Origin of the sequence: Microbulbifer sp. VAAF005 (genome assembly GCF_030012985.1) — a bacterium.
GTDB lineage: Bacteria > Pseudomonadota > Gammaproteobacteria > Pseudomonadales > Cellvibrionaceae > Microbulbifer.
In genome coordinates this window covers 2,897,804-2,910,677 of sequence record NZ_CP120233.1, presented here as the reverse complement: position 1 = coordinate 2,910,677, position 12,874 = coordinate 2,897,804, and the positions used below count along the sequence as shown (strand labels likewise).

Sequence of the window (12,874 nt, the reverse complement as noted above, 5' to 3'; positions counted from 1 at the left end):
AATAGCACCTTTACGGTGCTATCTGCAGAAGGGTGTTGGTGGCCTGTACAGGTAATATCTCTCTCATCGCAATCAACCTAGCAGGGGAAAAGATGAGTAAATTCTTAACTATTGATGAAGCCGCAGAGAAGCTCGGAATAAGCCGAAAAACTTTGCTGAACCGCAATGCTGATGGCAGTGGGCCTCCCTATTATAGACCCGGTAAGCAGCCTCTCTACAAAGAGTCCGAGGTGAACGAATGGATTGAGATGCATCGTGTTGATACTTCAGGAGGGCGCTATGGAAATTGATTCATTTGATGCTTTGTCTGTTTCCGCATTGAGGCAATCTCTTTAGAGCTATGATTACGATGGCAAGCAACGCTATCGGGAGCTGGCACGAAATATTATCTTTGATCCTGACCGGCTAGCTGAATACTTAAATTCTGACGAACTGACTAGGGCTGAAGTTTACCCAGGTTCTTGGGATTTTTATTACGTAGTATTTGAGGAGTTGCTGGGAATTGTCGAACGATTAGATGTTTTCTATGACGGGTTAGCCTTGGCTGGAAAGTACGCCTGTGACGATTTTCATGATGAGAAACTGGGACTGCGCCGATGGGGAGAGCGCTATGGATATATTGGGTCGTATGTCAGACAGGAAAATGGCTCAAACCAGTACCGGTTTTATCAGCGTCGCCCAACTGATGGATTGACGTTTGTTCGGACAGCAATAAACCCGCGTAAGAGTGGATACACACACTCCCAACTTAAGCGTTTTTCCAGTAGCGATGGCGAATATTGGATTTGCGCTTTTACAGAGGCAAAATTTCAACGATTCCGCGAGATGAGCTGGTTAATGAAAGACATTCGTCGGATGATTAACAGGCACAAAAAACAGTTTTATAAGACTAATGATGAGCAGAAGTTAGAGATATTTCCTGGTAGATAATATTTGATCCCGGATTTTCCTCCGGGACTTTCTTGCTTGTTAACTAAGCTTGCTATGGCTGATTGTTGCTCTAGCCAAGCTTTTTCGCTATATCTTGAGGTCGGAGGTGTGTGTAGCGTTGCAGCATGGCGAGATCTCTATGCCCTGTGATACTTGATACTTCCATGAGAGAAAGACCCAGCTCGAAAAATCTTGAGGTGGCTTCATGGTGGAGGTCGTGTAAGCGCAAGTCCTTGATTTCTGCACGTTCACGGCACCGTGAAAACGCTTTCGTTGCTGAATCTCCCCGAATCGGGAAAATACGACCGCTGATATGTCGAGGCATAGTTTGCAAGATTGATACAGCTCGTGTGGATAGCGGAATTGTTCGATTTTCTCCATTTTTTGTATCCCAGGATACAGCTGTCCTGCTCTGAAGGTTGATGTCCTTCCAATCAAGTTTAACTATCTCCCCACGCCGCATACCGGTTTCCAGTGCGAATAAGAAGAAGGGCAGGATGAAACCGCCGTATTCGGATAGCGCTTGAACCAGTTGCTGTTCTTCGCCGTGGTTGAGGCGACGTTCGCGCCCTTTACTTTTGGGAGGAAGGCGCACATTCGCCATAGAGTTGCCGCGAGGCATATAGATTTCGCAGTCTCGAATCGCAAAATCCAGAAGCCTGTTAAGTACTCCCAGCTCCTTGCGGACGGTTTCGGGCTGGCGGGTTGTCAATCGCTCGTCCCTGTAGGATTTGATTATAGAAGGGGTTACAGCTGCCAAAGTCAGATGGCCAAAACTCGCTCGCAGCAATTTCAATCTGCATTTGATGTCATAGAACGATTTCTTGGTTGAAGCCACTTCCTCCTGGTAGCGGTCCATAATGTCAGAAACAAGAATGGTTTCCGCCTCAATGGTGGAGACAAAGATCCCCTTGTCCATCTCGGTTTCCACTTCGCGCGCCCAGCGTTGAGCCTCCCCCTTACGAGTGAAGTTACGGGAGATAGGCTCGTAGCCACGTTTTCTAATTTTGACCCGATACGATCCATCGGGTGTCTGGGTAATTGATGCCATGTGTACCTCGTTGCCAGTCAAAGGATGAATGGCGCGCGCTCATGGCGTACTGTAATTCAGAACGTCCGAAACACCGTTCTGCGGGAATACCCGTAAAGGTGTTATTTCGTCGTTTTGAATCTGAGTGTCCCGATTTTGGCCCGATTGGCCAAAAGAAAGATGGCCCGCTCGGAGGGATTCGAACCCCCGACTTCCACCTCCGGAGGGTGGCGCTCTATCCAGCTGAGCTACGAGCGGGTAGTGTGAGGTATGTAACTGCTAACCTCTTTGGCAGTTTTAAGAGGGCCAAAGCCTCTGTATTTTACCGCTTTTTCCCGTTCCCTCAGCCTCCGGAGGGCGACGCTCTATCCAGCTGAGCTACGGGCGGTTTAATTGGCTATCTGTGCCAATAGGAGGCGGATTATACAGAAGCTGGGGGTAGGGTTAAAGGACATTCTATTGGGTTATATAGTCTTTGGCAGGTGGCGATGCAGTGCTTATAATGCGCCGCGTAGGAGTTTGCGACGATATTTTGAACGTTTGTGGGCCAACTCACTTCGGTCCTTTTGGGGGAATATGATGAAGCGTATTTTGGGAATTGTGGCGGCACTGGCCGTCAGTGTGGCTACAGCAGTGGCCCAGCAGTCTGTCGATGAAGAAATCGCAGAGCGAATTGCTCCGGCAGGTGAAACCTGCATGAAAGGTGAAGAGTGTGCGGCGGCGGTAGCGGCAGCACCTGAAGGTGCTAGCGGCGGTGCTGCTCGCAGTGGCCAGGATATCTACAACGCAAGCTGCCAGACCTGCCATGCAATGGGCGTTGCAGGTGCGCCTAAATTCGGTGATGCCGCAGCTTGGGCACCGCGTATCGCTAAGGGCATGGATACTCTCTACAACAATGCCATTAACGGTATTAATGCCATGCCGGCCAAAGGCCTGTGTATGGATTGTAGCGATGACGAGATCAAGGCTGCTGTGAATTACATGGTGGATAATAGTAAGTAAGCTGTTTCCTATTGAAAAAAGGCCGCTCATTGAGTGGCCTTTTTTATTTGTGGATAATTATTGATATTCATTCTCACTATCTAGGTGCTGCTGATTCGCCGTCAGTGAGTGTTCCTAGGCTGAATTAATAGGGCACCATGGATTTACCGTTGTTTACTGTAAAAATTTTTGGGATCGTAGGGTTACAAGAATATTGAGAAACACTAGGCGGGCTTTAAATGAATCAGGTTTACACAGTAAAAACTAAGACTGGAACTGTTCAGGTCCAAGATAAGGAAGTATTAGGACGTATTGTGAAGGTTGCGACTCCAGCTGAAGTTAAAAGGGCAACCGAGAAGGTACTGGTTAAGTATTGTAAAACGTTAGAGGCACTAAAAAGCCGATAAGATACCTGAGATTCCTTTGAGCAGCTTCGTGACACCTTTGCGGGTCGTTAAGTTATAGAAAGGAAAAGGCCGCAGAAGGGCGGCCCTGGGATATTGGGTACTTGTGTCGTAGGTAGAATAGTTTTGAACTAATCAAACATACTCAGCAAAGACCCTAAAGTTTCCTCTCCCTTCGCCTGATTCTGCTCCGGCGTCGCCTTACCAAATCCTTCCAACAACACATCTTCTTCCGGCAATTCGTCAATAAAGCGGCTGGGTGTTGTGTCCTGGGTTTCGCCGAACTGTTTGCGCTTGCCTGCCAAAGTCATGGTGAGGGTGCGCTGGGCGCGAGTGATACCCACGTAGGTGAGGCGGCGCTCCTCTTCGATGTTGTCGTCTTCAATACTGTTGCGGTGGGGAAGTAAGTTCTCTTCCATACCGATCATAAACACGTGGGGGAATTCCAGGCCCTTGGCGGCGTGCAGGGTCATAAGGCTGACCTTATCGGTGGCTTCCTCTTCTTCCTGGCGCTCCAGCATATCCCGCAGGATCAGTTTGGAGATGGCCTGTTCCAGGCGAATATCCTGCTCCAGCTCGTCGTCGGTGCCCTCCATAATTTTGTTGAGGCTTTCCAACAGCCAATACACATTCTCCATGCGCTTCTCGGCCACTTTCTCGCTGCTGGCGTTTTGCGATAGCCAGCCGGCGTAGTCGATATCTTCCAGCATCTCGCGCAGGGCGCCATTGGCAGTGGTATCGCGACAGTTGCGCTGTACCCCTTCGAGCCACAGGGCAAAGCGATTCAGGCGTTCGTAGCCCTGCTCGTTGATATGCTCCTTAAAGCCCAATTCCGAGCAGGCTTTGAACATGGAGATCTCGCGGCCCTTGGCGTAGTTGCCCAAGGCTTCCAGGCTGCTGGTACCTATTTGGCGACGCGGGGTATTGATAATGCGCAGGAATGCGTTGTCATCATCCGGGTTTACCAACAGGCGCAGATAGGCCATCACGTCCTTGATTTCGGCGCGGGCGAAGAAGGAAGTACCGCCGGACATCTGGTAGGGAACCTGGTGCTCCTGCAATTTCATTTCGATCAGGCGCGCTTGGTGGTTGCCGCGATAGAGCACGGCAAAATCCATAAACTTGCAGCCGCGACGGCTCTTTTGCAGAAAAATCTCGTTGGCGACCCGCTCCGCTTCCTCGTTTTCATTGGCCACTTTGAGCACGCGGATCTCCTCACCCAGACCGCGATCGGACCATAATGCTTTGTCGAATTCGTGAGGATTGTGGGCGATCAGGTGGTTGGCCACTTTGAGGATGCGGCTGGTGGAGCGGTAGTTCTGCTCCAGTTTGATCAGACGCAGATTGGGGAAGTCGGTCTTCAGCGCACTCATATTCTCCGGGCGCGCGCCGCGCCAGGCGTAGATAGACTGGTCATCGTCTCCCACCACTGTGAGGCCGCCACGCCCGCCCACCAGCAGCTTCACCAGCAGGTACTGGGAGTTGTTGGTGTCCTGATATTCGTCCACCAGCAGGTAGCGAATCTTTTTGCGCCAGCGTTGCAGCAACTCTGGATCTTTGTCGAACAACTGCACCGGCAGCAGGATCAGGTCGTCGAAGTCGACGGCATTGTAGGCCTTGAGGGCTTCACAGTAGCGATCGTAGGCAACCGCGATGGCCTGCTCACCGGGGCTCTGTGCCTGCTCCAGGGCACGGCGCGGGGTGAGCATATCGTTCTTCCAATTGGAGATCTGGTTCTGTACTCGATCCAACAGGTCTGTATCCAGGTCGCCATCCCTGAGCATCAGCTCCTTGATCAGGGCGCGGGCGTCTTCCGCATCGAAGATGGAGAAACCGGGCTTAAAGCCGGCGGCGCGGTATTCCTTACGCAGGATATTCAGCCCAAGGTTGTGAAAGGTGGATACGGTGAGACCGTGACTCGCTTTTGAGCGCTTGCCATCCGGGCCCGCCAGCAGTTTGCTGACCCGCTCTTTCATCTCCCGTGCCGCCTTGTTGGTGAAGGTGAGGGCGGCGATATTGCGCGCGGCGTAGCCACACTGCTCGATCAGGTAGGCGATCTTGCGGGTGATTACGCTGGTCTTGCCGGAGCCGGCACCGGCCAGTACCAGGCAGGGGCCATCGACATACTTCACGGCTTCGGATTGGCGGGGGTTGAGCTGGGTCATAGATGGGGCTGCATCTTCGCGTCGCGGAAAAGCGGGAGATTCTAGCAGTCTTGGCTCGAATCATCCCAGTACCAGTGCGAACCACCGGCCACACGTATACTTTGCCCTTGGGATTGGCTATAACTGCGCCTTATTCCCTGCTTGTGTAACCCCGTGCAACAACCCATCGCCGGCTACCACCTGGATGAAGAGAATCACTGGGTGGCGGAGCTCGCCTGTGGCCACTTCCAACATGTACGCCACAATCCTCCTTGGACCAACCGGCCCTGGGTGATCACTGAACAAGGGCGCGAGTCTATGCTGGGATTCCAGCTCAATTGCAAGAAATGCGATGAGGGCGCACCGCCCGATACGCTCGATAAGGTTGTATAGCCATGACAAAACTCTGGGTCGATGCCGACGCCTGCCCGGTCGCCATCAAGGAAATCCTGTTTCGCGCTGCTGAGCGCACAGCCACAGAACTGACTTTGGTGGCCAACCAAGCGGTGCGGGTGCCGCCGTCGCGCTATATTCGCTCCGTGCAAGTGACAGCGGGTTTTGATGTGGCGGATAACGAGATAGTGCAGCGCTGCGAGGCGGGGGATCTGATTATTACCAGCGATATCCCCCTGGCAGCAGAGGTGATCGACAAGGGTGCTGAAGCCCTTAATCCCCGTGGGGAGCGCTATACCAAAGCCAATATCCGCGCGCGTCTGAATATGCGGGACTTTATGGATACTCTGCGCTCCAGCGGCGTGCATACCGGCGGACCACCGGCCCTTAGCCAGGCGGACCGCAAAGCTTTTGCCGATCAGTTAGATAGATGGCTGGCAAAGAGTCGCAAGTAACTTTAAGGAGAATTGCCGTGGAGAACTTGAGACTGAAGCCAATGGAAGAGTGGCAATTCCCAACATTGATGTCCTGGCTACCTGATAGGGAGCAGTGCCAACAGTGGGGTGGTCCTGATTTCAGGTTTCCGTTCGAGGGGAGGTCCTTCTTGGAGGATTGTCGTTGGCCGGAGTTGCCCAGCTACGCACTTCAGGACAGCAGCGGTGATGTGCTGGCTTTTGGGCAGTATTACCAACACCTGGGCCGCTGCCACTTAAGTCGCTTAATTGTCTCTCCCAATCATCGCGGAGCCGGATTAGGGCGTGCGCTAGCAGTACAGCTTGCACAAACAGGAGCCAGAGCCCTGGATACAATCGAGTGCTCTTTATTTGTCCTGCGTACTAATCTAGCGGCACGGACTCTCTACCAGAAATTGGGCTTTGAGGAAGCGGCTTATCCAGAGCAGCGAAAATGGCTGGATCAGTGCGATTTTATGGTCGCACCGTCTGTAGATTTTCAGCAGAAACAAAATATTGAATAGCGAATATTCCATGCCTGAATTAATACAACCTATGACAGAGCGCTTACAGCTGCGCCAGTGGCGAGAGGAAGATAAGCCTGTACTTGCAGAAATGAATGCCGACCCCAGGGTGATGGAGTTCTTCCCCTCATTGCTGACGCGACAACAGAGCGACGCCGGTGTGGATCGCAGTATTGCGCATATTGAGAAATACGGCTGGGGCTTTTGGGCCTTGGAGCTGAGAGAGACTAAAGAGCTTCTTGGATTTGTGGGCATGAAAAATGTGACTGAAGATTTGCCCTTCACTCCAGCGGTAGAGATAGGCTGGCGCTTGGCCTTTCCCCACTGGGGAAAAGGCTATGCCACTGAAGCCGCACAAGCCTCTTTGGATGTAGCTTTTAATGCCCTGAATCTCAGCGAAGTTGTTTCCTTTACTGCACTGCAAAACCTTCGTTCCCAGCGGGTGATGGAGCGGCTTGGGATGCAGAGAGACTCTCTTGTCTTTGAGCACCCTTTGGTCCCTAATGACAGTAATTTACAGCGGCATTGTCTTTATCGATTGAGTGCTGATGAGTGGCAAAAGATTTGATTTGACTGGCCTCGATTCAAGATTTTCAGCGCTCAGATAGGATCAAGCTTTTTTGGGAGGCAATAGAAACCATAAACTACAGGAAATTAAAATTTTTCCTGATGGCTTATAGTTTTGACTGAATTCAGGGGTTAAAAATACTGTATTAAGTGAAGCTTTTGTTTTTATATCTGGTGCAGAAATATAGAGAATAGTGGATGAAGATAAGAATCAAATTGGCCGCAATAGTAATGGCAGCTTATCCCAGTTTTTCGGCAGCGGAAAACTTTGCTGTCTTACCACAACTGGAAACCTACAAGGTACCGGAATCCTGGCGCCAGCCAGTAGCGCCGCTAAAGATTGCAGGTAATACGTGGCAAATAGGTACCGAGGGAATTACCTCACTGTTATTAAAAGGCAAAGAGGGATCGATTCTAATTGACGGTGGCATGGAGCAGACGGCCGAGCACCTATTGGAGAATATACGCAGATTGGGAGTTGCCCCTTCGGATCTCAAATTAATCTTGCACAGCCAGGCTCATGCAGACCACATTGGTTCTATAGCTGAGTTAAAACGTGTGACGGGCGCTCAGGTAGTAACCAATGCCGAGTCAGCGGTGTTAATGGCTCGCGGCGGCGCTAATGATATTCACTTTGCCGACGAACTTTTATATCCGCCAATAAAGGCGGATCGTATTCTGCACGATGGAGAGCAAGTGGTTCTAGGGGATTTGCGTCTACGCGTACATTTTATCCCAGGCCATACACCAGGCAGTATGGCCTGGACCTGGGAAGACAATGTTGAAGGTAAAGCTACAGATATAGCTTATGTGGATAGCCTTACAGCGCCTAGTTATCAACTGATTGATAACCGCCGCTATCCCAATATAGTAGAGGACTTCCGCACAAGCTTTGCCCGTGTGCGCGATTTACCTTGTGATTTACTAGTTACCCCCCATGTACCTGCCAGCGGCTGGGAGTTTAAAAACACAGCTATACAGAAAAAATCAGTAAGCTGCCTTCAGTATGCACAGAAAGCGGAAGAAAAATTAAATGAACAGCTAGAATCTGAGAGAGATTCTACTGACTAGATATTGGTGCTACAAAATATGGCTCGGCATAATTAATGCCGAGCCAAAAATTGATGTACCTTTGGCACAAGATAGAAATACATTAGTGGGACCAAAATAGCGGTCATTATTAGCGCTTTTAAACCAATTGCAATTTGTAATTCCAGTGCCTGCATCCCTAGAAGTAATAGAGTAACAATAGGGTAAACCAATGCCCAGATGCACAGGGCGTGTAGTATCGGTTTCTTCATTTGTTCAATTCCTCCATAAATTTGGAAATTGTCTTAAAATATCTCGGCAATATTTTCTGTAAAAATTGTTTTCCACTCTTGGTAAGTGCTACACATTTTGCCCTACCATCGCTGGAGTCTGCTTCCATAACGATGAGCTCATCTTCCACCATGCTTTTCAGGGTTCGTGTCATTACCGGTCGAGAAACATCGATGCGCTCTGCAATTTCTGAAGCCAGCAAAGTGTCTCTTTGAGGCTCCCGGTCGATAACGATCATCACCAGGAAGCGCAGCTGGGAGGTTCCGTGCTCGGAAAAATAACTCTCCAGCTCCCGCAATAGCAGACTCGCATCCCGCATCATGGTAAGAGCACCCTGAACGGCAGCGGGATCTTTTACAGAAAATCGTTTGGAATATCCCTCAACCATCTGTTGTGAGGGAAGTTCTTTGAGAAAAAACATAAGGGTATTAAGCTAACCTCTCCAGCTTATTGATCTCCACAGGCTCTTTTAGCCACTCTTGATAGGCTTCGAATATCGGGGCGATGTAGGGCATAGCGTAATGCTTATCGAGATCTTCCTGACTGCGCCACTCCTCGTATAAAAACAGGTTTTCCCCGTCCTCGTGCACAGAAAACTGCAGGCAGCCCTCTTCCTTCAACGTATTAGTCACTATGGATAAGATGGCCTGCTTGGCTTGGTCAAAGAACTCTGTCTTGGGAGAAATCTTGGCAATAATGAAGAGATTGTGATTCATGATTACTACTCATCAATAATAATATAGTTACCATGATAATCATATTGTTTTGGTGGTCAATAAAATAATGATTTCTGTACTAAATCAGGATAATGTTTTTTATTAATGGCAAGATTGAATAAATAGTTTCTAACTTGAAGAAATTACCGTCTGACGTCTATCCAAATTGCGGTAAGCCAAGGCTTCGGCAATTTGCGCAGTACTGATACTTTCCAAATTAGCGAGGTCTGCCAGGGTTCGAGCTACTTTAAGAATACGGTGGTAGCTACGCGCGGATAGCCCCAGTTTTTCCACCGACTGACGTAAGAGGTGTTTCTCCTTTTCCCCCAAGGCACAGTGTTTTTCCAGTTCTGTGCCTTTTAACAAGTTATTTGTCTTGCCTTGCCGCTGTATTTGTCGTTTACGTGCTGCACAAACTCTCTCTCTCACGGCATCGGAAGTTTCTCCGGGAGCTGAGTCCTGTAATTGCACGGCATTCATAGTGCCCACCTCTACCTGCATGTCGATACGATCCAGCAGAGGGCCTGAGAGCTTGTTGCGATATCGATCTATCTGGTCTGGGGTACAGCGACAGCGGGGCTCGCCTAAATACCCACAAGGGCAGGGGTTCATAGCCCCGACCAGCTGAAAGTGGGCGGGGTAGGTGACTTGGGCTCGGGCGCGGGAGATTCGCACTTCACCATTCTCCAGAGGTTCCCGCAGTATCTCCAGAGCGTGCCTGGGAAATTCGGGCATCTCATCAAGGAATAGGACTCCCCGGTGCGCGAGGGATATCTCACCGGGCCGTGGAGTACTGCCCCCATGTAAGATACACCGAAAAGTGGCAATATTCTTCAAAAATACACAGGTAAGTGCAAATGAGCGCCATATTACAGCATCGACCAGTGCGTCTTATAGGGATTACCAACCGCAGCGTATCTGGCCTGGTACCCGATATGGGGCGTTATGAATCCTCTTTAGAGCGTGATCTCATGGAGGTGCTTCGTTTTGACCCTCTAGTGTTGAATTTCACGCCTCAGCCATTGACGATCGATTATATAGATGGGAAAGGACGATCGTTATCTTATACACCTGACGGTCTGATACAGTTCCAGCCTAGTGCTGGGGAACTCCCCATCCTGTATGAAGTGAAGTACCGCTGTGACTTCCGGAAAGAGTGGAAGAATCTACTACCTAAATTTCGTGCGGCTAAGACTGAGTGCCTCAACAGGGGATGGCGCTTCCATGTATACACGGAGAGGGAAATTAGGACACCATATTTAGATAATGTGAAATTTCTATGGGCATTCAAAGATCGAAATGTTTCTGATGAAATGAAAAGACATGTAATGACTACATTGTGGGATCTGGATGAAGCTGATCCAGATTTACTATTGTGTGCGCTTTGTAAGGATCGAAATAATAGAGCGCGTATGATACCAGTAATTTGGCATTTAGTATTTTCAGGTGTAATCGGATGTGACCTAAATTCCCCTCTAAGTATGCGTTCAAAGTTATGGCCAATAGAGAAATAATTAAATGAAGAATATAAAGCCTGGGCAGCTTATTTATTGGCGAGATGAAGCTGCCATAGTCCTTGAGTTAAAAGGGTTTTCTGAATTCATAATTCGAACTCTGGATAATTCAAAAACAGAAATAGCACATATAAAAGATATCAGTATATCACCATCAATATCGTCTCCCAAAAAACATGCACCTCATCTATCAGCAGATGACAAAGAGTGGGATAAAGCAGTTAAACGCTTTGAGTTGATAAAGCCTCTTCTAGAAATGCAATGTAGAACAGCCGAAGATGTAAAAAACACTGCAAATAATGCTGGGAAAAGTATAACAACAATTTATAGGTGGATTAGAAGATTTGAAGAAACTGGACTAGTTTCGTCTCTCTTGAGAGTTGAAAGGGCAGATAAAGGTGAAACAAAGCTATCCCAGGAAGTAGAAGAGATTGTTAACCTATTCATACAAAAAAATTATTTAAGAAAGGAACGCCCTTCAGTAGTTAGGCTATATAACGATATAAAAAACGAATGTAAAGAGTTAGATTTAGATCCTCCGCATAAAAATACTATTTATGCAAGAGTACATGAAATAGATGAAAAGCAAAGAATAAAAAAACGATATGGGACTAAAGTCGCTAAGCAGAAATATGAGCCAATAAAGGGTCAATTTCCTGGAGGTAAATTTCCAAATGCGATTGTTCAAATCGATCACACTAAAGTAGATCTGATAATAGTAGATGAGGATCATAGGCTTCCAATTGGAAGGCCCTATATGACCATTGCTATTGATGTAGCCACAAAAATGATAACTGGTTTTAGGATAACTTTAGATCCACCAAGCGCGTCTACAGCTGGATTGTGTATTGCGCATGCTGTATTAAGAAAAGAACATTGGTTAGCAAAGAGAGATGTTCATGCAGAATGGCCAGTCTATGGAAAAATGGAAATGATCCATGTAGATAATGCAAAGGAATTTAGAGGCAAAATGCTAGAGAGGGCATGCCGAGAATATGGAATTACACTAGAGCATCGACCGAGGGGGCAACCAAATTATGGCCCCCACGTAGAGCGTGCATTCCGAACTTTCATGAAAGAAAGCCATAATCTCCCCGGGACTACCTTCTCAAGTGTAGGAGAAAAACTAGATTATGATTCAGAGGGAAGAGCGTGCCTGACACTTTCTGAACTAGAGCTTTGGTTTACAATATTTATTGTCTATTGCTATCACCATCGAGAACATAGAGGGATTAATGATGTTGCTCCAATTAAGCTCTATCAAAAATATATTCAAGGTACTTCAGAATTCCCTGGTGTTGGCCTCCCTGCTCCCATTGATGATGAGGAGACCTTCAGACTTAATTTTACCCCGTATGTCGAAAGAACCATTCAACGTGATGGAGTTGTGGTAGATAATATATATTACTATTCACCAATACTACGTCCGTGGGTTGGGAGTACTGATCCGAATGACAAGAGAAGAGCAAGAAAATTTATTTTTGCTAGGGACCCTAGAGATATAAGTGTAATTTATTTCCTAGACCCGATAACTAATACATACTGCCCTGTCCCATATCTAAATAATACTCGACCGGCCATCAGTCTATGGGAGCTAAAGTTCGTTGTTAAAAAATTAAATGAAGACGAATATACACATATTGATGAAAATATGATTTTTAAGGGGATTAAAAAGATGCGAGAAGTGGAAGCTGAGGCTATTGAGAAAACTCGATTAGCAAGGCAACACCGCGCATCAGAAAAGAGAAAGCGAAGAATGGCTGCTCGTAGGCCTGGATGGAAAGATATTCACTCAAAAAGTGATAAAGCTCCTCAGTTTGAAAATCCTAGTAAAGAAATTGAAATTAACGATGAAGACATAAAACCTTTTAATGATATACAGGTAGGCCGAGATTAAGA

The 12,874-nt window shown here is 48.0% G+C and carries 16 protein-coding genes and 1 tRNA gene; 10 read left to right on the top strand and 7 right to left on the bottom strand.

Going from position 1 to position 12,874, the window contains the following annotated elements; translation table 11 throughout:
- The first annotated feature begins 92 nt into the window (after positions 1-92).
- Entirely contained in the window at positions 93-290 is a 198-nt protein-coding gene (locus P0078_RS12885; RefSeq protein ID WP_282930365.1) for a helix-turn-helix transcriptional regulator, read from the top strand.
- A 202-nt stretch (positions 291-492) separates the two neighbouring features.
- Positions 493-930 (top strand): hypothetical protein, encoded by a 438-nt coding sequence (locus tag P0078_RS12880; RefSeq protein ID WP_282930364.1) that lies wholly within the window; start codon positions 493-495, stop codon positions 928-930.
- A gap of 70 nt (positions 931-1,000) precedes the next feature.
- On the opposite strand, the gene P0078_RS12875 is transcribed toward P0078_RS12880, so the two are convergent.
- Positions 1,001-1,981, bottom strand: coding sequence for a site-specific integrase (locus P0078_RS12875; RefSeq protein ID WP_282930363.1), 981 nt, complete (start codon positions 1,979-1,981; stop codon positions 1,001-1,003).
- Positions 1,982-2,141: 160 nt separating this feature from the next.
- A tRNA-Arg gene (locus P0078_RS12870) sits at positions 2,142-2,218 on the bottom strand.
- Positions 2,219-2,539: 321 nt separating this feature from the next.
- Between P0078_RS12870 and P0078_RS12865 the strand changes: the two genes are divergently transcribed.
- Positions 2,540-2,962, top strand: a complete 423-nt coding sequence (locus tag P0078_RS12865; RefSeq protein ID WP_282934606.1) for a c-type cytochrome — start codon at positions 2,540-2,542, stop codon at positions 2,960-2,962.
- A gap of 514 nt (positions 2,963-3,476) precedes the next feature.
- Here P0078_RS12865 and rep read toward each other — a convergent pair.
- Positions 3,477-5,510 (bottom strand): DNA helicase Rep, encoded by a 2,034-nt coding sequence (gene rep, locus P0078_RS12860; RefSeq protein WP_252084133.1) that lies wholly within the window; start codon positions 5,508-5,510, stop codon positions 3,477-3,479.
- Between the two features lie 153 nt (positions 5,511-5,663).
- On the opposite strand from rep, the gene P0078_RS12855 reads away from it, so the two are divergent.
- The 5 genes from P0078_RS12855 (at position 5,664) to bla (ending at position 8,496) form a co-directional block, all read left to right on the top strand.
- The gene (locus P0078_RS12855) at positions 5,664-5,882 is read left to right on the top strand and encodes a DUF3565 domain-containing protein (RefSeq protein WP_282930362.1); all 219 of its coding nucleotides are present in this window, start codon (positions 5,664-5,666) and stop codon (positions 5,880-5,882) included.
- Between the two features lie 2 nt (positions 5,883-5,884).
- A complete protein-coding gene (locus P0078_RS12850) occupies positions 5,885-6,337 on the top strand; it encodes a YaiI/YqxD family protein (protein WP_152450565.1) in 453 nt (150 codons plus the stop codon).
- A gap of 17 nt (positions 6,338-6,354) precedes the next feature.
- Positions 6,355-6,858: a GNAT family N-acetyltransferase gene (locus tag P0078_RS12845; RefSeq protein WP_282930361.1), complete on the top strand. Its 504-nt coding sequence runs from the start codon at positions 6,355-6,357 to the stop codon at positions 6,856-6,858.
- A 10-nt stretch (positions 6,859-6,868) separates the two neighbouring features.
- A complete protein-coding gene (locus P0078_RS12840) occupies positions 6,869-7,426 on the top strand; it encodes a GNAT family N-acetyltransferase (RefSeq protein WP_282930360.1) in 558 nt (185 codons plus the stop codon).
- A 197-nt stretch (positions 7,427-7,623) separates the two neighbouring features.
- The gene (gene bla, locus P0078_RS12835) at positions 7,624-8,496 is read left to right on the top strand and encodes a subclass B3 metallo-beta-lactamase (RefSeq protein WP_282930359.1); all 873 of its coding nucleotides are present in this window, start codon (positions 7,624-7,626) and stop codon (positions 8,494-8,496) included.
- A 32-nt stretch (positions 8,497-8,528) separates the two neighbouring features.
- Here the strand turns inward: bla and P0078_RS12830 are convergent, their stop codons facing one another.
- The 4 genes from P0078_RS12830 to P0078_RS12815 form a co-directional block, all read right to left on the bottom strand.
- Positions 8,529-8,726, bottom strand: coding sequence for a putative antibiotic biosynthesis monooxygenase (locus tag P0078_RS12830; protein ID WP_282930358.1), 198 nt, complete (start codon positions 8,724-8,726; stop codon positions 8,529-8,531).
- Entirely contained in the window at positions 8,723-9,166 is a 444-nt protein-coding gene (locus tag P0078_RS12825) for a MarR family winged helix-turn-helix transcriptional regulator (protein WP_282930357.1), read from the bottom strand. The genes P0078_RS12830 and P0078_RS12825 overlap by 4 nt, the downstream gene beginning before the upstream one ends.
- A 7-nt stretch (positions 9,167-9,173) precedes the next feature.
- Entirely contained in the window at positions 9,174-9,461 is a 288-nt protein-coding gene (locus P0078_RS12820; protein WP_282930356.1) for a putative quinol monooxygenase, read from the bottom strand.
- Positions 9,462-9,590: 129 nt separating this feature from the next.
- The gene (locus tag P0078_RS12815) at positions 9,591-10,298 is read right to left on the bottom strand and encodes an ATP-binding protein (protein WP_282930355.1); all 708 of its coding nucleotides are present in this window, start codon (positions 10,296-10,298) and stop codon (positions 9,591-9,593) included.
- Positions 10,299-10,318: 20 nt separating this feature from the next.
- Here P0078_RS12815 and P0078_RS12810 point away from each other — a divergent pair, with 20 nt between their 5' ends.
- Both P0078_RS12810 and P0078_RS12805 read left to right on the top strand, forming a co-directional pair.
- The gene (locus P0078_RS12810) at positions 10,319-10,975 is read left to right on the top strand and encodes a TnsA endonuclease N-terminal domain-containing protein (RefSeq protein ID WP_282930354.1); all 657 of its coding nucleotides are present in this window, start codon (positions 10,319-10,321) and stop codon (positions 10,973-10,975) included.
- Between the two features lie 4 nt (positions 10,976-10,979).
- Positions 10,980-12,872 carry a TnsB C-terminal domain-containing protein gene (locus P0078_RS12805; protein WP_282930353.1) on the top strand — a complete coding sequence of 631 codons (1,893 nt, stop codon included), beginning with the start codon at positions 10,980-10,982 and terminating at the stop codon, positions 12,870-12,872.
- The last annotated feature ends 2 nt before the right edge of the window (positions 12,873-12,874 follow it).